We start from the raw sequence: 21526 nt of genomic DNA, 5'->3' as shown, positions 1-21526 counted from the left end.
AACTGCAATGCTCGATGCAGCCGCTCAGGCGGGTGCAGCGGCGGTGGCGCCATAGGTGCGCGCCACATAATTTTCGACCAGTGCCTGGAATTCCTCGGCAATCCGCTCGCCGCGCAGCGTGAGCGCCTTTTCACCGTCGATGTAGACGGGGGCGGCGGGTGCCTCGCCCGTGCCGGGAAGGCTGATGCCGATGTTGGCGTGCTTGCTCTCGCCGGGACCGTTGACGATGCAGCCCATCACGGCCACCTTCATCGCCTCGACACCGGGATACTTCATGCGCCACAGCGGCATCTGGCCACGCAGATAGTCATCGATCTGCTTGGCCAGCTCCTGGAAGGTGGTGCTGGTGGTGCGGCCGCAGCCAGGGCAGGCCGTGACGCTGGGCACGAAGATGCGCAGGCCCAGGGACTGCAGGATTTCGGAGGCGACCACAACTTCCTGGGTGCGGGCCTCGCCGGGCTGGGGCGTGAGCGAGACGCGGATGGTGTCGCCAATGCCTTCCTGCAGCAGCACGGACAGCGCGGCGGCCGAGGCCACCGTGCCCTTGGTACCCATGCCGGCCTCGGTCAGGCCCAGGTGCAGCGCATAGTCGCAGCGCTGCGCAAGGGCCCGGTAGACCGAGATCAGGTCCTGCACGCCGCTGACCTTGCACGACAGGATGATGTTGTCGCCGTTCAGCCCCATGGACTCGGCCAGGCGCGCGGAATCGACGGCCGAGGAGATCAGCGCCTCGAACATGACCTGGCGCGTATCCCAGGGCTGGGCGCGGCGCGAGTTCTCGTCCATCAGGCGCGCCATGAGCTCCTGATCCAGCGAACCCCAGTTGACGCCGATGCGCACGGCCTTGTCGTAGCGGGCCGCCGCCTCGATCATCTGGCCGAACTGCTTGTCCTTCTTCTCGCCCTTGCCGACGTTGCCGGGGTTGATGCGGTACTTGGACAGTGCCTCGGCGCAGGCAGGATATTCGGTGAGCAGGCGGTGGCCGTTGTAGTGGAAGTCACCCACCAGCGGCACGTACTCGCCCATGCGGTCGAGCTGCTCGCGGATATAGGGCACGGCGGCGGCCGCCTCGGGCGTGTTGACGGTGATGCGCACCATCTCCGAGCCGGCCTGGGCCAGCTGGCGCACCTGGATGGCCGTCTCGACCGCGTCCACCGTATCGGTGTTGGTCATGGACTGCACGCGCACAGGCGCGTCGCCGCCCACGGTGACGACGTTGTTGCGCCAGACCACACGGGCCTGGCGGGACTTGCGCGGCAGCGGCGAGGCAATCGCTATCGGCTGCTGCGTGATGGGGAGATCTTGCACGGTCACTTCACCTCAAAGCGGGCCACATTGTCGCGGGTGGTCTTGGCGACTTCCAGCAATTCGCCACGCACACGCACCTCGGTGCCGCTGGCATTGCCGATGATGACCGACAGCGGCAGCGCGCCCTCGGCACCAATGGATTCACCGGCCGCCAGCGTCTTTTGCAGCACCACGCGGCCACCGGAATCCTTCACCTGTACCCACGATTGTGCGTTGGCCTTCATGACCAGCACGCCACCAGGCGTTTGCGCCGCGGTGGCTGCCGATGTCGCTGCTGCGCCATCGGCAGGCGCATCGGCGGCAGGGACTGTCGCAGCAGCAGGGGCAGCAGGCGTTGTGGTGGACGCAGGAGCCGGAACGGCTGCCGCGGCAGGAGCTGAAGTTGCCGGTACAGATGCAGATGCATCAGGCACATCGGCCGGCGCCGGCGCAGCAGGCGCAACGGACTCCTGGACCGCCACGGGCTCGGACCCAGCCCCTGCAGGCTGCACCAGGGCTGCGGCATCGGAAGCGCCGGCCTGCGGCTCTTCGGCGTCGCCTTCGTGCCTGGGCAGGAAGTACACGGCAGCGGCAGCGGCCAGCAGCAGCAGCACGATGATGGCCACCTTGCGCGAACCGTTTTCGCGACCCAGCGGTGTTCCTGTGACCTTGAAGGAGCGTTCCTTGAACGTGGCATTGATGCTGCCGCGATCGTCGGCCAGGCTCTTGAGCTGGGTGCGCGGCAACAGGGCCAGCACCGAGGCCGAGTCCACGCGCAGCGTGCGGCAGACGCTTTGCGCCAGGGCCCGCATGAAGACATGGTCCTGGAATGCGGCATAGTCATCCGCCTCCAGGGCCTCCAGCTTGGGGGCCGGCACCTTGAGCGCCGCCGCCAGCCCGGCCAGCGACAGGCCTGCCGCCTCGCGCGCCTGGCGCAGCAGCGTGCCCGCCGTCATGGAAGTTTGGGCATTCTCGCCTTGCGTACCTGCTTCGTCATGCACCGCCAACACCTCACTCATTGAATGCTCCACGCTCGTAGGCCAGCCATTGGCGGGACTCGGGGAAGCGCTGGTGCAGCTGGTCAGCCAGCTGCCGCATCGCTGCAGATTGCTGCAGCGCCCTCTCTATCTTGACGCCCAGCCACAGGCTTTCCGCATTGGACTGGGGACTGCTGTTCAGGCGCCGGATGTAGAACTGCGCCCTCTTGGCGTCCCCGCCCTGCAGCATCACGTTGCTCAGGTGGTAGGCGATCACCGGGTTGGCGGGATCGAGTTCATAGCCTTTGAGCAGCGCCTGCTGGGCCTCGACCAGAAGGCCGGCCTGCTGCAGGCACAGGCCCTTGGCCATCCAGGTCTTGGGGCGCTCCAGGTAGCCGGGCTGGGCCAGGGCCTTGTCCAGCCATTCCTGGGCTTGCACGTATTGCTTGCGCTGGCACAGCAGCCAGCCGTAGTTGTGCTGCAGGTCGCCGTCCTGGGGTCGCAGCGACATCGCCTTGCGCAGGCTGGCATCGGCCTGGTCCCAGTCCTGGTTGCGCATGTAGATCAGGGCCAGCAGGCCGTAGCCATCGGCGGAAGCGGGGTCGGAGACCAGCGCCTGGTTCACCTCCTCCAGGGCCACATCGATGCGGCCAGCCTGGAAATAGGAAGCCGCCAGCTCCAGGCGGATGCTCGCGCGGCGGCGAGGATCGACCTCGGCGGCAGAAGCCATCGAGGCATTGGAGACGGAGGAAGCGTTGCCGGAGCCAGAATTCGCCGGAGGCACCAAGGGCTGCTTGCCCGCGCAGCCCGCCAAGACAAGAACCAGCGCGGGCACCGCCCAGCGCATGCCTGTACCGATTTCCCCCGTTCGCAGCCGCCGAGCCACTGACTTCATGAACTGTCCTTTGTTCCGTCGGGGCATGCCAGGCATGCCCCAGGTCTTCTCAAGGCACCTGCTTGAGAACAATGGTGCGCTGCCTGGCCATGCGCTCGGCAGCGCGCGTGCGGTCCTTGACATCGCCAGCCAGCTGTCCGCAGGCTGCATCGATGTCGTCGCCACGAGTCTTGCGCACCGTGGTCACGATGCCGGCATTGCTCAGCAGGCTGGCGAACTCCGTCACCCGCGCTGCGGGTGAACGCAGCAGCCCCGAGGCCGGGAACGGATTGAACGGAATCAGGTTGAACTTGCACCAGCTGCGGCCATCGCCACGCGCGCGGACCAACTCTATCAGTTGGCGCGCATGCTCAGGCTGGTCATTGACGCCATCGAGCATGCAGTACTCGAACGTGATGAAGTCACGGGGCGCGAATTCCAGGTAGCGCTCGCAGGCATCGAGCAGCTCGTGGATGGGGTACTTGCGGTTCAACGGCACCAGCGGGTCGCGCAGCTCGTCATTGGGCGCATGCAGCGACACGGCCATGGCCACGGCGCAGTCCTGGGACAGCCGGTCGATCATCGGCACCACGCCCGATGTGGACACGGTCACGCGGCGGCGCGAGAGGCCGTAGCCATGGTCATCGAGCATGGCGCGCAGCGCCGGCACCAGGGCCGTGTAGTTCTGCAGCGGCTCGCCCATGCCCATCATCACCACGTTGGAGATGACGCGCTCGCCGCCCGTGCCCAGGCGCTTGCGCAGCGCATGCTCGGCATACCACAGCTGGGCCAGGATCTCGCCCGTGCTGAGGTTGCGGCTGAAGCCCTGGTGACCCGTGGAGCAGAAGCGGCAGCCCACGGCGCAGCCCGCCTGGGACGACACGCACAGCGTGCCCCGGTCATCTTCGGGAATGAAAACGGCTTCGACGGCATCGCCGCCTCCCACGTCGAACAGCCACTTGACTGTTCCATCGGCAGACACATGCTCGGTCAGAACCGGCAGGGCCGTGATGTGGGCACACGCCTTGAGCTTTTCGCGCAGGGACTTGGCCAGATCGCTCATCTGGTCGAAGTCGCTGGCGCCTCGCTGGTGGATCCAGCGGAACAGCTGCGTCGCGCGGAAACGCTTCTCGCCGAGTTGCTCGCAGTAAGCGGCAAGTCCGTCGAGATCAAAATCTAGCAAATTGGTATTCATGTCGGCAGGCCGGTGCCACGCCGCTCTCGGCTCTTCCGCGGCAGGCACGGCCTGCACCGGACAGACCATGACGGCCGCGGAAGACGCGGGGATTAGCGCGAGTAGACGTTCATGCCGGGGAAGAAGAAAGCCACTTCCACGGCTGCAGTTTCAGCGGCGTCAGAGCCGTGCACGGCGTTGGCGTCGATGCTGTCGGCGAAGTCGGCGCGGATCGTGCCCTTCTCAGCCTTCTTGGGGTCGGTGGCGCCCATCAGTTCGCGGTTCTTCAGGATGGCGTTCTCGCCTTCCAGAGCCTGGATCATCACGGGGCCGGAGATCATGAAGTCCACCAGGTCCTTGAAGAAAGGACGCTCCTTGTGGACGCCGTAGAACTGCTCGGCTTCGCCGCGCGACAGGTGCACCATCTTGGCAGCGATGACCTTCAGGCCAGCGCCTTCGAAGCGTGCGTAGATCTGGCCGATCACGTTCTTGGCAACGGCGTCGGGCTTGATGATGGAAAGAGTGCGTTCGATGGCCATTTGAATGGTTCCTAATCAGGGTTACTATGGATTTTTGTCAATTGGACAAAACCGTTGATTCTAGCTGTGCCATCAAAGTCCTTGATGACATGGTGCTGCCAAATGGCAGGCTTACAGGGCGGGCCGACCACCTCCGGATGAACCAGAAGGCGGACGGCCCGGCCGCCTTTCAGCGGCGTCCTCCCGGCTTGCGCTTGGCGTTCTGGCGTGCACGCGACAGGCTGTCGGAGCCGATGTAGCCCACCGATGTACGCATCGGATCGGGCTGCTGGCTGCCGCCGCCCTTGCCCCGACCGCCTGCACCGCCCTGCCCCTTGCCCTGTCCCTGGCCGCCGTCAGCCTTGCCGCCCTTGGCGGCAGGCTTGGCACGCGGGCCGTCGAGCATGGCGTTGGGCGCCGGGCGATTGCCGTCGAAGTAGCGGCCGCCGCCTTCGCGGCGAACGGTATTGCGGTCGGCCGGGCCACCACGGCGGCCTCCGGCCGGGGGCTTGGGTGCAGCGGGCGCACGCGCCTGCATGCCGGCTGCCGAAGCCAGGGACTGGATATCGGCCTGGTCCAGCTCCACCCAGGCGCCGCGCTTGAGGCCGCGCGGCAGCACCATGGCGCCGTAGCGGATGCGGATCAGCCGGCTCACGGCATGGCCCACCGCCTCGAACATGCGGCGCACTTCGCGGTTGCGGCCTTCGGAAATGGTCACGCGGTACCAGCAGTTGGCGCCTTCACCACCGCCGTCCTCGATGGAGCCGAAGGCGGCCACGCCGTCTTCCAGCTGCACGCCGTCGGTCAGGCGCTGCTTTTCTTCCTTGCTGAGCGCGCCCAGCACGCGGGCTGCGTATTCGCGCTCCAGGCCGAAGCGCGGGTGCATCAGGGAGTTGGCCAGCTCGCCCGAGCTGGTGAACAGCAGCAGGCCTTCGGTGTTCAGGTCCAGGCGGCCCACCGATTGCCATTTGCCATGCTGCAGGCGAGGCAGCTTGCGGAACACCGTGGGACGGTTTTGCGGATCGTCATGCGTGACGACCTCGCCCACGGGCTTGTGATAGGCGATGACACGCGCCGGCGGCGGGTCGATGCGAAAACGGATGGGTTGGCCATTGACCTTGATCTGGTCGCCGAACTGGATGCGCTGGCCCACGTGGGCAGGCTCGTTGTTGACCGAGATGCGGCCTTCCAGAATGAGCTGCTCCATTTCGAGGCGCGATCCCAGCCCGGCCTGGGCCAGCACCTTGTGCAGCTTGGGCGAATCGACCTGGGGCAGCAGCACGCGCTTGGCAGGCGCAGCATCGTCGCGCTCTTCGGCCGCGTCGAGCTCGCCCGAGATGACGTCCGCAAAACCGTAACCTTCGACAGACCCTGAGTCGGTCGACTCTGGTGCATCAGCAGGCGCCAGCTCTTGCACGGTGTCTTCGGCATGCACCGCCTCGGCGGCCGGACGCGGCTTGCGCACAGGCTTGGCGCCGGGCCGCGACCCGGCCTTGGGAGCGCGCGAGCGCGCGGGGCGGGCCTTGCGCTGCGCGCCGGCCTCATCGGACGCCGGCTGGGCGTCCTGGTCTTTGGAGATATCACTACCCGTCATGGCTTTCCTTCTTCGGCCTGCTTTGCAGCGCCGTCCGTATCCGTTGTATCCGCTGTATCCGTTGTATCTGTTGTCTCTGCCGCGTCCGCCAGGTCTGCTGTATCAGCTTGAGCCGTATCTGCTGCCATTGCGGCATCTGCCCCGTCCGATCCCGTGGCATCTGTCTCGCCCGGGGGCTCTTCGGGCAGAGGAGCGTCACCGGCTGGCGCGGCCTCGTCCGCTACCAATTCCTGCGCACCCGACTCTTCCAGCGCCTTGAACAGGCTTTGCTGGGATTCGGGCTCCTCGAGCATGGGCAACTGGTCCAGCGACTGCAGGCCCAGGTCGTCCAGAAACTGGCGCGTGGTGGCAAACAGCGACGGCCGGCCCACGGTCTCCCGGTGGCCGATCACCTCGATCCAGCCCCGGTCTTCCAGTTGCTTGATCAGCAGGCTGTTGACCGTCACGCCGCGTATGTCCTCGATGTCGCCACGCGTCACTGGCTGGCGGTAGGCGATGATCGCCAGCGTCTCCAGGGTCGCGCGGGTGTAGCGTGGCGGCTTTTCGGGATGCAGCCGGTCCAGATAGACCCGCATCTCGGGCCGGCTCTGGAAGCGCCATCCAGACGCCACCTGCACCAGCTCCACACCCTTTTGCGCCCAGTCTTTCTGCAGGTCCAGCAGCAGGTCCTTCAGCGTGTCGGAGCCCAGCACGTCATCGAACAGCGAGCGCAGCTCACGCAGCGTGACAGGCTGCGGCGCACAGATCAATGCAGTTTCCAGGACCCGCTTGGCATCTACCGTATTCATGGCTCAGCGTCTCGGGAACAAAGGCGCGCGTGCCACCAGAGGTGGCAGCCAGGGTGCGCCGAATCAAAGAAGAGGAAGCAAGCGCTCCACGGATGCCATGCGAGAGATGGTCAGAGGCTTTCGGCGGGATTGTAGCTCAGCCCCCAATTTTCCAGCGCCTGTGCCATATCGGGCGGCAGCGGCGCGCGCAGCACCAGGGCCTGGCCTGTCATGGGATGGGTGAAGGCCAGCCGGAAGGCGTGCAGCGCCTGGCGCGCCATGCCGCCAGCCTCCTTGCCGCCGTAGACGGCATCGGCCACCAGCGGGTGGCCCAGCGATGCCATGTGCACGCGGATCTGGTGAGTGCGGCCCGTGTGCAGCGTGCAGCGCACCAGGCTGACTTCCTCGTTGCCGGCAAGCAGGTCGATGTCGGTGCGCGCGGTCTTGCCCGCATGCTGTGCCAGGTCGACAACGGCCATGCGCAGTCGGTTGCGCGGGTCACGGCCGATGGGCGCATCGACCTCGCGGCGCTTGCGCGGGCCCCAGGCCTTGTGGGCCAGTGCCAGGTACTGGCGGCTGACATCGCGCGCGGCGATCATGGACACCAGCGCGTCCATGGCGGCGCGGCTGCGCGCCACCACCATGAGCCCGCTGGTGTCCTTGTCCAGGCGGTGGACGATGCCGGCGCGCGGCACCTCGCGCGCCTTGGGGTCGCGCCCCAGCAGGCCGTTGAGCAGGGTTCCCGTCCAATTGCCCGGGGCCGGGTGCACGACCAGGCCAGCCGGCTTGTTGACGACCAGCAGGTGCTCGTCCTCATACACCACGTCCAGCGCCATGTCTTCGGGCTGGAAGGCCATGCTCTGCTGCGTGGGCCGCATCTCCAGCACCATCCGGTCGCCGGCAGCCACCTTGGTGGCCGGCTTGACCAGCACACGCCCGTTGAGCGTGACCGCGCCCTGCGCCAGCAGTTGCTGCAGATAGCTGCGGGAGAACTCGGCCACGCATTCGGCCAGCACCTTGTCGGCGCGCAGGCCGTGCTGGGCCGGGGGCACGGTGATCTCGCGCAGCTCGGCTGCGGCGGCCTCGACCTCGCCGCCTTCGGCCTCGTCCTCGACCGGCTCCCACGGCGATTCGCCGGGCGCAGAAGAAACAAGCCCCTGCGGGGCAGGGGCTTGTCCGGTTTGCCTGGTGCTGCGGCTCATCAGCGCGAAGGCAGGTAGCGCGAAGGATCGACAGGCTTGCCCTGGCGACGCACCTCGAAGTGCAGCTTCACGCGGTCCGCGTCGGTGCTGCCCATCTCGGCGATCTTCTGGCCCTTGCGCACGGTCTGGTCTTCCTTGACCAGCAGCGTCTGGTTGTGCGCGTAGGCCGTGAGGTAGGTGTTGTTGTGCTTGAGGATGATCAGGTTGCCATAGCCACGCAGGCCGGCGCCGGCATAGACCACGCGACCATCGGCAGCGGCCATCACGGGATCGCCGGCCTTGCCTGCGATGTCGTAACCCTTGTTGCGCGCCTCGTCAAAGCCGGCGATCAGGCTGCCCGATGCAGGCCAGATGAAGTCCACATCGTCGGCGCCCTTGCCGGCTGCGGGTGCAGGGGCGGGTGCCGGGGTCGGTGCGGGTGCAGGCGTTGCAGTGGAGCCGCCCGACGATGCCACGGGCGGCAGCGGCGTCGCCACCACGGGCGAGCCGCTGGGCGTGGAGGAGGCAGTGGACGAGGGGCGCGTGCCGACGCTGTCCGAGCTGGTCGGCGGCACGACGCGCACCACCTGACCGACTTCGATCAGGTTGGGGTTCTCCAGATTGTTCCAGCGCGCGATGTCCTTCCAGCTCTGGCCGGTTTCCAGGCCGATGCGGATCAGCGTGTCACCGGGCTTGATCGTGTAGTAGCCGGGCTTGCCGGCGTTTTCGACGCCGGGCAGCGGCTTGACGGCTGCCGATGGCGAGGAAGAGGTGGAGGAGGTGGTGGTCGTTCCACGGTCCTCCACGGGAGCCCTGTTCACTTGGGATGTGCAGCCTGCCAGAACCATGCCGGCCAGCACCACCGTTCCCCAAGCCCCAAGACTTCGCGATACCAACATAAGTTATTCCCTTCTAGGCGATGCCCGATTTTAGGGGGACAAAGTTCACGGCCTCCAAAATCGACTGCGTAAACCCGTGTGAACTCTTGTCAATCACCAGCAGTGCCTGCTTACCACCCGTAACCACCATGGGGGCGACAAGCCGCCCGCCCACGGCCAGCTGGTCGCACCAGGCCGAGGGCATGCTCTCGCCGCCAGCGGCCGAGATGATGCCCGCATACGGCGCGCCGCTGCCATAGCCTTCCATGCCATCTCCAAAGATCAGATGGACATTGGTCAGCCGCCAGGGACGCAGATTGCTGCGCGCTTTCTCGTGCAGGCCGCGCAGGCGCTCGATCGAATAGACCTCGCGTGCCACGCGCGCCAGCACCGCCGCCTGGTAGCCGCAGCCCGTGCCGATTTCCAGCACGCGGCCCAGCCCCGACTTCGCGGCCTCCGAGCCCAGCAGCAGCTCGGTCATGCGGGCGACCACGCTGGGCTTGGAGATCGTCTGGCCCAGGCCGATCGGCAGGCTGGTGTCTTCATAGGCCTGATTGACCAGGGCACTGTCCACAAAGCGGTGGCGCTCCACCGATCCCATGGCGGCCAGCACGGCCGGCGACTGTATGCCGGTGGCAGCCAGCCGCTGCACCATGCGGGCGCGGACGGCGGCCGAGTCCAGGCCGATGCCCGAAGGCTGTTGCGGGGCACGGGCACCGGCCGGCGCCAGCGCAGAGCGCGCAGGCGCCGCGCGCGAGGTCGGCGCAGGGGTTTGCACCGAGCGCGCCACCCACGAGGGAACTCCGGGACGGCGCTCGCTCACGGCTGCACCGCCCCGCCCTGGGCTGCCTGCACGCCCTGGCCGGCCGACGCCAGCCTGGCCGCCGTCTGTGCCCAGTAGCCCAGGTTGTCGTGGTCGGTCAGGTCCACCTTCAGCGGCGTGACGGACACATGGCCGTGCGCCGTGGCGTGGAAGTCCGTGCCCTCCGAGTCATCCTTGGCCGCGCCTGCGCTGCCTATCCAGTACATCATTTCGCCGCGCGGGCTCTCCTGGGTGATGACGCGTTCGGCCGCATGGCGGCGGCCCAGCCGGCACAGCTTGAGGGGCTTGAGCGCGGACAAGGGCATGTTGGGAATGTTCACGTTGAGCAGCCAGGGCGACAGGCCGATCAGTTCCTGCGATTGCATGTCCATGACCAGCTGGCGCGCGGCGGCGGCAGCGGCCTCGATCTCGGACCAGCCCTTGTCCACCTGGGAGAAGGCAATGGCGGGAATGCCGAACAGAAAGCCCTCCATGGCGGCGCCCACGGTGCCGGAATAGATGGTGTCGTCGCCCATGTTGGCGCCGTTGTTGATGCCCGAGACCACCAGGTCGGGCCGGTAGCCCAGCAGGCCGGTCAGGGCGATGTGCACGCAGTCCGCCGGCGTGCCATTGACATAGCGAAAGCCGTTGTGGGCCTGGTGCACATACAGCGGCGCGTTCAGCGTCAGGGCGTTGGACTTGGCACTGTTGTTGTGCTCCGGTGCCACCACCTCGACGTCTGCCACCGTGCGCAGCGCCTCGTACAGGGCCTGGATGCCGGGCGCCTGGTAGCCGTCGTCGTTACAAATGAGAATCTTCATGGATACAGCGGGGATTGCGGGCGATTGTAGGCGTGCGTCTCGTCGCCCGAGGGACAGGAGGCATTCCCACCACACTCCTATCATCGGCCAGGCATTCAATCACAGGAGACAACCACCATGCACGCTTGGCTTTGCACCACGCCCACAGGCGTCGATCAACTGCAGTGGACGCAGCTGCCCACGCCCACGCCGGGCCCGGGGCAGGTACTGCTCGAAGTGAAGGCGGCCAGCCTGAACTTTCCCGATCTGCTGATCGTGCAGAACAAGTACCAGATGAAGCCTGAGTTGCCGTTCGTGCCGGGCTCGGAATACGCGGGCGTGGTCCAGGCCGTGGGCGAAGGCGTGAGCCACCTGAGCGTGGGCCAGCGCGTGGCCTGCCTGTCGGGCACCGGGGGCTTCGGCACCCATACGCTGGCGCCGGCCGCGCTTTGCATGCCGCTGCCAGACGGTTTCAGCTTCGTCGATGCTGCGGCCTTCATCATGACCTATGCCACCTCGCACCATGCGCTGATCGACCGCGGCCAGCTGCGCGCGGGCGAGACCGTGCTGGTGCTGGGCGCGGCGGGCGGCGTGGGCACGGCCGCCATCCAGATCGCCAAGGCAGCGGGTGCGCGTGTGATCGCGGCGGCCTCCACCGACGAGAAATGCGCGCTGTGCAAGGCACAGGGCGCCGACGCCACCATCAACTACAGCCAGGGCGACCTGCGCGCCGCCATCAAGCAAGCCACCGACGGCAAGGGCCCCGACGTGGTCTACGACCCCGTGGGCGGCGACTTCGCCGAGCCGGCCTTCCGCTCCATCGCCTGGCGCGGCCGCTATCTGATCGTGGGCTTTGCCGCAGGCCCGATTCCTGCCCTGCCGCTGAACCTGCCGCTGCTCAAGGGCGCATCGCTGGTGGGCGTCTTCTGGGGCGAGTTCTCCCGGCGCGAGCCCAAGGCCAACGCGGCCATGATGCAGGAGCTGGCGCAGTGGTACGGCCAGGGAAAGATCAAGCCCGTGATCGACCGCACCATGCCCATGGCCGAGCTGCACGCCGCCTATACGCGCATGGGATCGCGCCAGGTGCAGGGCAAGCTGGTGATGGTCAACGAGCAGTGAACCGGGCGCTGGCCATGCCACACTGGAGGGCATTGCATTCTGAAACAACTGCCCACCCATGGCCGAGCGCTCCGCTTCCGAACTGGCACGCGAAACCCTGCGGCAGCTGGCGCTGAACCGCCTGCCGCCCACCCCGGAAAACTACACCCGCCTTTATGAACAGGCGGCCGGCGAGCCCGGCCCCGCCAGCTTTCCCCAGGGCCCGCTGCGCCATGTCCACGCGCTGCTGCCTGCGCAGACGCCCGGGCAAAAGCGGTTGCGCGACCAGCTGGGTGCCGCCATAGAGCGCAGCGACTGGCAAGGGCTGCAGCAGGTCATCACCGCCTATGCCAACGCAGCCCTGCAGCCGCCCACCCATGAGGCCAGGCCCGTGGAACTGCCCGTGCCGCCGCCCGTCCAGGCCCTGCCCGACGACCTGACCCAGCAGTTGGCGCGGCGCTTCGAGGCCTTGTCCACGCTGCTGGACACCCAGGACGCCAAAACCGGGCAACTGCACCAGCAGTTGATGGAGCAACTGCAGTCGCCGCCCGTGGATGCCAAGGCCCTGGCGCGGCGCCTGCACGACCAGCACTACCCGCTGACGTTCTCCATCGCCGACCAGCTTCAGGTCCTGCAGCTGATGCAGGAGTTGCTGCAGACCCTGGTGCAGCACCTGGCCCAGGACCCCACGCATGGCAGCTGGCTGGTGCAGCAGCTCACGGCCATCGAGCAGGCCATCACCCCGCCGCTGTCGCCCGCGCCCCTGGCCGATGCACGGCGCGAGCTGCAGACCGTGATCCACCGGCGCCTGCAGTTGCAGGACGGCATGGCCGCCGCGCAGCAGGCGCTCAGGGACATGCTGGGCGGCTTCGTCCAGCACCTGGCGCAGATCACGAGCAGCAACGAAACGCTGGGCACCCGCATGGAAGAGGCGGCACGCCAGCTGGACGGCATCCAGCGCCTGGAAGACGCAGCCCCGCTGCTGCAGCAGGTGCTGGAGGCCACGCGCACCATGGCCGCCGGCAGCCGCGTGGCCCAGGAGGAGCTGCAGGCGCTGCGCACCCATGTCGATGCCTGCGAGGCCCGCATCGAAACACTGCAGCAGGAGCTGGACGAGGCCGCGCGCCGCGCACGCCACGACCCGCTGACCGGCCAGCTCAACCGCCTGGGCGTGAGCGAGGCGCTGGACCGCGAGGTGGCACGCGCACAGCGCCATGGCCAGCCGCTGAGCGTTGCCCTGGTCGATATGGACGGCATGCAGGCCCTCAATGCCGAACTGGGGCATGCCATGGGCGATGCCGCGCTGGTGCATGTGGCCCAGCTGGCACGCCAGGGACTGCGGCCGGAAGACGTGGTGGGCCGCTACGAAGGCCAGGCCTTCGTGCTGCTGCTGCCACAGACCCCGGAGACGGCGGGCGCCCAGGCACTGCAGCGCCTTCTGCAGTTGCTGGAGCAGGCGCCTTTGTCCGCATCTGCGCAGACCCCAGGCCAGCCCGCGCCCCGGCCCCTGAGCTTCAGCGCGGGCGTGGCCCAGTTGCAAAGCCACGAAAACGGCATGGACGTGCTGCGCCGCGCCGACACCGCCATGCTGCAGGCCAAGGAGCGCGGCAAGCGCTGCATTGCCACGGCATCAGGCGCACAATGGCAGTCAGTTGGAAATGCAGGCACCGGCCTTTGATCCACCCCAGGCCAAGCCCCGTCTTTCCCCGCTTTTTTGCGCCACCTGCCCCGAACCGCCATGCACCTGCCCTTCAGCGCCTCCGTCCCTGCACCGCGGCGCCAGTTTCTGGTCGGCTCGGGCCTGGCCACGGCGCTGGGCCAGTTGCCTGCCTGGGCCCGGCTGGGCGAACGGCCTGCGCACAACCCCTTCACGCTGGGCGTGGCCAGCGGCGACCCCGAACCCGACAACGTGCTGCTGTGGACGCGGCTGACGCCGCCGCTGGCCCAGCTGGGCGAGACCGACACCACGGCCATGCCTGCGCTCAAGATCCGCTGGGAGCTGGCGCACGACCCGCTGTTCCGCCAGATCGTGCGCAGCGGCGAGGCCATGGCCCGGCCTGAATGGGGCCACGGCGTGCATGTGCAGGTGGGAGGACTGGCGCCCGACCGCTGGTACCACTACCGCTTCATGCTGGGACAGGCGGTCAGCGGCACGGGCCGCTGCCGCACGGCGCCCGCCCCCGGCAGCATGCCGCAGCGCCTGCGCCTGGCCTATGCCTCCTGCCAGCGCTGGGAGCACGGCTACTACGCAGCCTGGCGCCAGGTGGTGCAGGACGCGCCGGACCTGGTGATCTTCCTGGGCGACTACATCTACGAATACGCCACGCCCGCCATGACGCTGGGCCTGGCACGCACGCACAACCTGCGCGCCGCGCAGACCCTGCAGGACTACCGCGACCGCTACGCGCTGCACAAGAGCGACCCGCTGCTGCAGGCCGCGCACGCCCTGTGCAACTGGTCCGTGGGCTGGGACGACCATGAGGTGGAGAACAACTACGCGGGCGACCAGGGCCAGGGCGATGCCGCGCGTTTCCTGGCCCGGCGCATGGCCGCCTGGCAGGCCTTCTACGAAAACATGCCGCTGCGCGCCAGTGCGCTGACGGGCGCCGGGGCATCGCATGGCGGCGGCGGCCTGCAGCTGTACCGCAGCCTGCAATGGGGCCGGCTGGCCCGGCTGCATCTGCTGGACGGCCGCCAGTACCGCAGCGCCCAGGCCTGCCGTGCCGAGGGCGAGGCAGACAAGGGCAGCGTGCGCCCTGCGCAATGTGCGGCCCTGTCGGACACGGCGCGCAGCTTCCTGGGCTGGACCCAGGAGCAGTGGCTGTACCGCCAATTGGCCGAGGACGCCCGCCACCAGGGCAGCGAGGGGCCGCGCTGGAGCATCCTGGCCCAGCCCACCTTGCTGTCCGCGCACCGGCCGCCCTCGGGATCGCAGGCCACGGACAGCTGGGACGGCTACCCGGCCGCGCGCCAGCGCCTGGTGCGCCACCTCACGCCGGGCGCCCAGCCCACGCCGCGCAACAGCGTGCTGCTGGGCGGCGACCTGCACCAGAACTACGTCTGTGCCGTGCATGCCGATCCCGAGGCCGCGCCCGAACGGCGCAACCCCATCGTGGCCAGCGAGTTCTGCAGCACCTCGATCACCTCGCGCAGCGGCACCACACAGGCCAAGGTCGATGCCATCGCCGCCCACAACCCGCAGGTGCTGTACGCACGCTGCGAGGAACGCGGCTATGGCCTGGCAGACATCACGCCCGAACGCTGGACCAGCGAGCTGCGTGCCGTGGCCAATCCCATGCGCGCCGACAGCCGCATCTACACGCTGGCCCGCTTCACCGTCGAGGACAGGCGGCCCGGCCCCGTAGCCAGCTGACAGGGCACTGACGCAGGGCACGACCGAAGGGCACTTTCAGCAGGCCTGGGAATCAGTGGCTATCCTGACATCGCCCCCCGGCATGCCGCCTATCGTATGGTGAGCTGCCTTGCCCCGCCCACCAGAACACGGAAGCCATGCACCTGACTTTCAGCGCCTACTACACCCTGATCTTCGCCGCCCTCGTCCTTTTGCTGGGCAAATGGCTGGTGCAGCACCTGCGCCTGCTGCGCGAATTCAACATCCCCGAGCCCGTGGCCGGCGGTCTGGTGGTCGCCGTCGCCCTGTTCGTGCTCAACCAGGCCCTGGGCTACACCTTCAGCTTCAGCAGCGAGCTGCAGATGGCCTTCATGCTGGTGTTTTTCTCGTCCATCGGGCTGAGCGCCAATTTCGCCAAGCTGCGCGAAGGCGGCCGTTCGCTGCTGCTGTTCCTGGCCGTGGTCGCCGTCTTCATCGGCCTGCAGGACCTGGTGGGCGTGAGCCTGGCCACGATGCTCGAGCTCGACCCGCTGTTCGGGCTGATCGCAGGCTCCGTCACCCTGACGGGCGGCCATGGCACGGCAGGCGCCTGGGGCCAGGTTTTCGAGCGTGAATACGGTATCCAGGGCGCAGTCACGCTGGGCATTGCCTGTGCCACCTTCGGACTGGTGATCGGCGGCCTGATCGGCGGCCCGCTGGCCAAGGCCCTGATCACGCGCCGAAGGCTTGCCGTGCACGACCCCGCAGCCGCCCCCGAAAAACAGCCCCCGCTGGGCGAAAGTGCAAGCCACGGCGGCTTCGAGAATCCCGAGCAGACGCGCCTGATCACCACCAGCGCGGCCATAGAAACACTGGCCCTGTTCGCAGGCTGCCTGGGCTTTGCCGAGTTCATGGCGCAGTTCACCGCCGGCACCCTGTTCTCCCTGCCCACCTTCGTCTGGGCGCTGGCAGGCGGCGTGGTGATCCGCAATACGCTGGACTATGTCTTCCACTTCCAGGTATTCGACCGGGCCATCGACGTCTTCGGCAATGCCTCGCTGTCCATCTACCTGGCCATGGCCCTGCTGTCGCTCAAGCTGTGGGAGCTGGCCGGGCTGGCGGCGCCGCTGATGGTGATCCTGGCGGCCCAGACCCTGGTGATGGGCCTGTATGCCGCGCTGGTGACCTTCCGCATCATGGGCAGCAACTACGATGCGGCCGTGCTGGCCGCCGGCCACTGCGGTTTCGGCATGGGCGCCACGCCCACGGCCGTGGCCAACATGCAGGCCATCACCAACCAGTACGGCCCCTCGCACAAGGCCTTCCTCATCGTGCCGATGGTGGGAGCCTTCTTCGTCGACATCGTCAATGCCACGGTGATCCAGCTGTTCATCCGCTGGCTGCACTGACCACTGCGAACACCGAACGCACCATGCCCCTGCTGCGCCGCGCCCTTGCCACCACCCAGGCGCTCGTCCTGACCCTGCTGCTGGCAGGCTGCAGCCTGCCGCCGCTGGCCGGCCGCAGCGAATCCACGGCGCTGGCGCCAGAGGCCGCCCAGGCCACGCTGCTGGGCCAGGCGCTGGCACCGCTGCTGGACCAGCATCCGGGGCTCACCGGCATCCACGCGCTTTCCGATGCACGCAACGCCTACGCGGCGCGTGCCCTGCTGGCCCGCGTGGCCCAGCGCACGCTGGATATGCAGTACTACATCTGGCGTGACGACACCACGGGCCACCTGCTGCTTGACGAACTGCGCCAGGCCGCCGACCGGGGCGTACGCGTGCGCCTGCTGCTGGACGACGGCGGCACGGCAGGGCTGGACACGCAGCTCAGCGCGCTGGACCGGCATCCGCAGATCGAGGTGCGGCTGTTCAACCCCTTTGCGCAGCGCACGCCCAAGGCGCTGGGCTATGTGACGGATTTCTCGCGCACGCAGCGGCGCATGCACAACAAGAGCTTCACGGCCGACAGCCAGGCCAGCATCGTGGGTGGACGCAATATCGGCGACGAGTACTTCGCAGCCACCGACGGCGTGCTGTTCGCCGACCTGGACGTGGTCGCCATGGGGCCGGTGGTGGCCGATATCGCGCACTCGTTCGACCAGTACTGGGCCAGCGCCTCGGCCTACCCCGTGGCCAGCCTGCTGCCGCCGCTGCCCGACTATGCGGTGGCGCGCGCCAGCGAGGCCCTGGCCACCGAGGTGCAGCGCCCCGAGGCCCAGGCCTATGTGCGCGCCGTGGCGCAAAGCCCGTTCACGCAAGAGCTGCTGGCCGGCCGCCTGCCACTGCAATGGGCCCGCGCCACCCTGGTCAGCGACGACCCGGCCAAGGTGCTGGGCCAGGCGCCCAGGCAGGGGCTGCTGATCACCCAGCTGGCACCCGCCATCGGCCAGCCGCAGCGCCAGTTGGACCTGGTCTCGCCCTACTTCGTGCCCACCGAGGCCGGTGTGCGCGCCCTGGCCGGCCTGCGCCGCCAGGGCATTGCCGTGCGCGTGCTCACCAACAGCCTGGAGGCGACCGACGTGGCCGTGGTCCACGCCGGCTATGCCCGGTACCGACGCCCGCTGATCGAGGAAGGCGTGCAGCTGTACGAGCTGCGTCGGCAGATCGGCGCAGAGGGCGAGGAACCCAACCCGGGCCCGCGTTCGCCCGCTGCAGCATCGGCAGGGAAAGCGGGGTTGGGTTCGGGCAGCCGCCCTGGCAGCTCTGGCTCCAGCCTGCATGCCAAAACCTTTGCGGTCGATGGCGAGCGCATCTTCGTGGGCTCGTTCAACTTCGACCCGCGCTCGGCCCACCTCAACACCGAAATGGGCCTGCTGATCGACAGCCCCGAGATGGCTTCGCAGATGAGCCGCATGCTCGACCAGAGCCTGCCAGCGGCCGCCTACCATGTGCAGATCGATGCACAGGGCCGCCTGAGCTGGACCACGGAAAGCGGCACGCCGCCTGAGCCACTCACCACCACCACCGAGCCCGGCAGCAGTGCATTCAAGCGCCTGATGCTGCGCGTGCTGGGCTGGCTGCCCATCGAGGGGCTGCTTTGATGCCGGGCCTCGCCGCTCAGTCCAGCCGGATCGACGGGCGCAGGCGCGAATTCATCAAATCGATCAGCCACAGCAGCCCGCCGCGCCAAAAGCCGTAGATGCGGGCCTGGTGCGAGCGGTACAGCATGATGTGGCTCAGCATGGCCATGCGCCCGCGGATCACGCCGCCATTGAACAGGCCGAATTTTCCCAGCGATCCATAGGCGTCGTAGTGGGCCAGCGACACCAGGGCGCCAAAGTCTCGGTAGGCAAAGCCTTCGGGACGAAAACCCGGCTCCTGCAGCAGGCGCGGCAGCGTTTCCACCAGATAGCGGGCCTGCTGGTGCGCCACCTGGGCGGTGGGCGGCAGCGGCACGCTGGCGCCGGGCAGGGTGAAGCTGGCGCAATCCCCCACGGCGTAGACATTCGGGTCGCTGGTCTGCAACTGGCCGTTGACCTTGAGCTGGTTGCCTTGCGTGGTCTCCAGTCCCAGCTGCGCCAGGAAGGCCGGGGCCTTCACGCCCGCCGCCCAGACACGCAGGCCTGCGGGGACGAACTCGCCGCTGGCCAGCACGAACCCCTCTTCGCTGGCCGACTGCACGCGGCCGTTGACGATCACCGAAACGCCCAGGGCCTGCAGCCGCAGGCGCGTGGCTTCGGAAATCTCCTCGGGAAAACCGGGCAGCAGGCGCGGCCCGGCCTCGATCAGCACGATGCCGAAGCGCGCGGCCTCGCCCAGCGCGCCGTAGGCCCGGGCGCTCTCGGCCAGCTGCACCAGCTCGGCCGCCAGCTCCACGCCCGTGGCGCCGCCGCCCACGATGGCCACGCGCAGCTGCTCGCCGCTGGTCATGCAGCGCACCATGCGCAGGCGGATCTCGCTGTTGAAGGCGTCGGCCTTGCGGCGCGAGTCGATCATGAAGCAGTGCTCGTCCACGCCCGGCGTGCCGAAATCATTGGCGCCGCTGCCCACGGCGATCACCAGCCTGTCGTAGGCAATGCGCCGGCCCGGCACGATCTCTCGGCCATCGGGCGCCTCGATGGGGGCCAGCAGCACCTCGCGGGCCTCGCGGTCCAGGCCGCACATTTCGCCGGGCTGGTAGGCAAAGCTGGCGTCGCTGGCCTGGGCCAGGTAGGTGGTCTGCTGCTGGGCCAGGTCACGCGTGCCGGCCGCAATGGTGTGCAGCATGGGCTTCCAGACATGGGCCGAATCGCTGTCCACCAGGGTCACCGAGCCGATGGCCTCCGTGCGCCCCTTGCCCAGCGCCGTGGCAATCTCCAGCCCCGCCACGCCGCCGCCCACGACGACGATGCGCGCCCCGCCCGACCCCGTTGCCGAACCCGCTTCTTGTTCCTTGCCCATTGCTGCTCCCTGCCGGAAGGCCCGGCCGGCCGCACCATGCGCCGGCTTGCAGGCCATTCGCTTCCAGACAGTCTTGATTCTTGTCAGTTTGGGTAGCAGGCGACTTGCTAGGGGTAAGCCCCAGATCTGCAACAGATATCTGATAGAAGACCGGCGATCGCGCAAGGCCGGGTCTTGTACAGGACTGCGCTTCAGAAAAAACCTCATTCCTGCCGTATGGACAGCCGGACCTGGTCACTGCGCTATCAACACAAGAGCATTCGCACCGTCCGTCGCGCAACCTTGCCGACGATACGACGGCCTGCATCTGCAGGCCTGCACGAATTCCCCGCCGCCGGACCCGCGATTTGCGATTGTCAATATACGAAACGTATATTCCCCGTATGATCGCCAACCCATGGGAATCGTCAAAATATCCGACCAATTGCACGACCAGATCCGCCTGTCCAGCGCGGCCCTGGGTCGATCCATCAACGCCCAGGCCGAGCATTGGCTGCGTGTCGGCCAGTTGGCCGAACACCATCCCCATCTCGACTACGCAGGCATCTGCGCCTTGCTGCTGCAAGAGGCTGCGGCCACGCTGAAGCTGGGCGAGCCCGAGGCGGCGCCAGCCCCCACCGATACGGCGGCACGCCGCCCGCGCCCCGTGCGCCTGTCGGGAGGCCTGCAATGAGGGGCGCCAAGCTGCGCAGCGTGCCGCTGCACGATGCCCTCGATATCGGGCAATCACGCAAGGCCGGTGGCCTGGCCGCCCGCGTCCTGCAGATGCTGGTGCCCCACGTGCAGCCGGGCGTCAGCACCGAGCACCTGGACAGGCTCTGCCATGACTTCATCGTCGATGAACTGCGCTGCGTGCCCACCAACGTGGGCTACCACGGCTTTCCGAAGACGGTCTGCACCTCGCCCAACCACGTGGTCTGCCACGGCATCCCCGACGCCCGGCAGATCCTGCGCGAGGGCGACATCCTCAATGTCGATGTGGCCGTGACCACGCCCGAGGGCTGGATCGGCGACACCAGCCGCATGTACTACGTGGGCCAGCCCTCCAACCAGGCGCGCCGCCTGGTGGAGACCACCTACGAGGCCCTGCTGGCGGGCATCCGCGCCGTGCGCCCCGGCGCCACGCTGGGCGACATCGGCCATGCCATCCAGACCGTGGCCCAGCGCGAGCGCTTCAGCGTGGTGCGCGAGTACTGCGGCCACGGCATCGGCAAGGTCTACCACGACGACCCCCAGGTGCTGCATTACGGCCAGCCCGGCCAGGGCATGGTGCTGGAGGCCGGCATGATCTTCACCATCGAGCCCATGCTCAACGCCGGCAAGGCGGCCACGCGCGAACTGGCCGACGGCTGGACGGTGATCACCAACGACAAGTCGCTGTCCGCCCAGTGGGAGCACATGGTGGTGGTGACCGACACGGGCTTCGACGTGCTCACGCGCTGGCCCGAGGGCACGGGCAGCTACGCGGCCATCTGAGCATGGCGTCCAACTACCTGTACCTGGGCCTGGCCATCGTCGCCGAGGTGGCGGCCACCTCCTGCCTCAAGCAGTCCGAAGGCTTCACGCGGCCGTGGCCCAGCGTGGTCACGGTCCTGGGCTACGCGCTGGCCTTCTACTTCCTGTCGCTGACGCTGCGCACCGTGCCCACGGGCGTGGCCTATGCGATCTGGTCGGGCGCGGGCATCGTGCTGATCTCGCTGGTCGGATGGCTCTGGCAGGGCCAGACGCTGGACCTGCCCGCGCTGGCGGGCATGGGCCTGATCGTCGCGGGCGTGCTGGTCATCCAGCTGTTCTCGAAGACGGCGGGGCACTGAGGCGCATCCGCGGCACCAGGGCGCCAGCCCACTGCGCCGCTGCCCC

At 68.0% G+C, this 21526-nt stretch carries 20 protein-coding genes; 8 read left to right on the top strand and 12 right to left on the bottom strand.

Annotation, left to right across the window (positions count from 1 at the left end; genetic code table 11):
- Window positions 1-24: 24 nt before the first annotated feature.
- The 11 genes from ispG to surE form a co-directional block, all read right to left on the bottom strand.
- Window positions 25-1308 carry a flavodoxin-dependent (E)-4-hydroxy-3-methylbut-2-enyl-diphosphate synthase gene (gene ispG, locus ACFPFG_RS27110; RefSeq protein ID WP_183021608.1) on the bottom strand — a complete coding sequence of 428 codons (1284 nt, stop codon included), beginning with the start codon at window positions 1306-1308 and terminating at the stop codon, window positions 25-27.
- Between the two features lie 2 nt (window positions 1309-1310).
- Window positions 1311-2306, bottom strand: coding sequence for a RodZ domain-containing protein (locus ACFPFG_RS27105; protein WP_380108990.1), 996 nt, complete (start codon window positions 2304-2306; stop codon window positions 1311-1313).
- Window positions 2299-3159 (bottom strand): type IV pilus biogenesis/stability protein PilW, encoded by an 861-nt coding sequence (gene pilW, locus ACFPFG_RS27100; protein ID WP_183021610.1) that lies wholly within the window; start codon window positions 3157-3159, stop codon window positions 2299-2301. The genes ACFPFG_RS27105 and pilW overlap by 8 nt, the downstream gene beginning before the upstream one ends.
- A 49-nt stretch (window positions 3160-3208) precedes the next feature.
- Window positions 3209-4333: a dual-specificity RNA methyltransferase RlmN gene (gene rlmN / locus ACFPFG_RS27095; RefSeq protein WP_034396288.1), complete on the bottom strand. Its 1125-nt coding sequence runs from the start codon at window positions 4331-4333 to the stop codon at window positions 3209-3211.
- A 92-nt stretch (window positions 4334-4425) separates the two neighbouring features.
- Window positions 4426-4851: a nucleoside-diphosphate kinase gene (ndk, locus tag ACFPFG_RS27090; RefSeq protein WP_183021611.1), complete on the bottom strand. Its 426-nt coding sequence runs from the start codon at window positions 4849-4851 to the stop codon at window positions 4426-4428.
- A 169-nt stretch (window positions 4852-5020) separates the two neighbouring features.
- A complete protein-coding gene (locus tag ACFPFG_RS27085) occupies window positions 5021-6424 on the bottom strand; it encodes a pseudouridine synthase (RefSeq protein WP_197955584.1) in 1404 nt (467 codons plus the stop codon).
- Window positions 6421-7212, bottom strand: a complete 792-nt coding sequence (scpB, locus tag ACFPFG_RS27080; protein WP_380108988.1) for an SMC-Scp complex subunit ScpB — start codon at window positions 7210-7212, stop codon at window positions 6421-6423. Before scpB ends, ACFPFG_RS27085 begins: the two co-directional genes overlap by 4 nt.
- Before the next feature lie 110 nt (window positions 7213-7322).
- On the bottom strand, window positions 7323-8393 hold the full coding sequence (locus ACFPFG_RS27075; RefSeq protein WP_183021614.1) for an RluA family pseudouridine synthase: 1071 nt from the start codon (window positions 8391-8393) through the stop codon (window positions 7323-7325).
- Complete coding sequence (locus ACFPFG_RS27070) at window positions 8393-9271, bottom strand: peptidoglycan DD-metalloendopeptidase family protein (RefSeq protein WP_012206826.1); 879 nt, start codon at window positions 9269-9271, stop codon at window positions 8393-8395. Before ACFPFG_RS27070 ends, ACFPFG_RS27075 begins: the two co-directional genes overlap by 1 nt.
- Before the next feature lie 13 nt (window positions 9272-9284).
- A complete protein-coding gene (locus tag ACFPFG_RS27065; RefSeq protein ID WP_380108985.1) occupies window positions 9285-10073 on the bottom strand; it encodes a protein-L-isoaspartate(D-aspartate) O-methyltransferase in 789 nt (262 codons plus the stop codon).
- A complete protein-coding gene (gene surE, locus ACFPFG_RS27060; protein WP_380108983.1) occupies window positions 10070-10873 on the bottom strand; it encodes a 5'/3'-nucleotidase SurE in 804 nt (267 codons plus the stop codon). Before surE ends, ACFPFG_RS27065 begins: the two co-directional genes overlap by 4 nt.
- A 117-nt stretch (window positions 10874-10990) precedes the next feature.
- On the opposite strand from surE, the gene ACFPFG_RS27055 reads away from it, so the two are divergent.
- The 5 genes from ACFPFG_RS27055 (at window position 10991) to ACFPFG_RS27035 (ending at window position 18327) form a co-directional block, all read left to right on the top strand.
- Window positions 10991-11971 carry an NADPH:quinone oxidoreductase family protein gene (locus tag ACFPFG_RS27055; protein WP_312376257.1) on the top strand — a complete coding sequence of 327 codons (981 nt, stop codon included), beginning with the start codon at window positions 10991-10993 and terminating at the stop codon, window positions 11969-11971.
- Window positions 11972-12029: 58 nt separating this feature from the next.
- Entirely contained in the window at window positions 12030-13628 is a 1599-nt protein-coding gene (locus tag ACFPFG_RS27050; RefSeq protein ID WP_380108981.1) for a GGDEF domain-containing protein, read from the top strand.
- Between the two features lie 60 nt (window positions 13629-13688).
- Complete coding sequence (locus ACFPFG_RS27045; protein WP_380108980.1) at window positions 13689-15323, top strand: alkaline phosphatase D family protein; 1635 nt, start codon at window positions 13689-13691, stop codon at window positions 15321-15323.
- Between the two features lie 137 nt (window positions 15324-15460).
- A complete protein-coding gene (gene gltS / locus ACFPFG_RS27040; RefSeq protein ID WP_380108979.1) occupies window positions 15461-16690 on the top strand; it encodes a sodium/glutamate symporter in 1230 nt (409 codons plus the stop codon).
- A 23-nt stretch (window positions 16691-16713) separates the two neighbouring features.
- On the top strand, window positions 16714-18327 hold the full coding sequence (locus ACFPFG_RS27035; protein WP_380108977.1) for a phospholipase D family protein: 1614 nt from the start codon (window positions 16714-16716) through the stop codon (window positions 18325-18327).
- Window positions 18328-18343: 16 nt separating this feature from the next.
- Here the strand turns inward: ACFPFG_RS27035 and ACFPFG_RS27030 are convergent, their stop codons facing one another.
- Window positions 18344-19666: an NAD(P)/FAD-dependent oxidoreductase gene (locus ACFPFG_RS27030; protein WP_183021620.1), complete on the bottom strand. Its 1323-nt coding sequence runs from the start codon at window positions 19664-19666 to the stop codon at window positions 18344-18346.
- 397 nt (window positions 19667-20063) lie between these two features.
- Between ACFPFG_RS27030 and ACFPFG_RS27025 the strand changes: the two genes are divergently transcribed.
- The 3 genes from ACFPFG_RS27025 to ACFPFG_RS27015 are packed head-to-tail and all read left to right on the top strand — an operon-like array spanning window position 20064 to window position 21480.
- Window positions 20064-20339 carry a ParD-like family protein gene (locus ACFPFG_RS27025; protein WP_183021621.1) on the top strand — a complete coding sequence of 92 codons (276 nt, stop codon included), beginning with the start codon at window positions 20064-20066 and terminating at the stop codon, window positions 20337-20339.
- On the top strand, window positions 20336-21142 hold the full coding sequence (map, locus tag ACFPFG_RS27020; protein WP_046240831.1) for a type I methionyl aminopeptidase: 807 nt from the start codon (window positions 20336-20338) through the stop codon (window positions 21140-21142). Before ACFPFG_RS27025 ends, map begins: the two co-directional genes overlap by 4 nt.
- Before the next feature lie 2 nt (window positions 21143-21144).
- A complete protein-coding gene (locus tag ACFPFG_RS27015) occupies window positions 21145-21480 on the top strand; it encodes an SMR family transporter (protein ID WP_183021623.1) in 336 nt (111 codons plus the stop codon).
- Window positions 21481-21526: the final 46 nt, after the last annotated feature.

Origin of the sequence: Delftia deserti, assembly GCF_042653485.1 — a bacterium.
GTDB lineage: Bacteria > Pseudomonadota > Gammaproteobacteria > Burkholderiales > Burkholderiaceae_C > Comamonas > Comamonas acidovorans.
Note: the sequence above shows the minus strand (reverse complement) of the source record. Positions and strands in the feature narration are given on the sequence as shown.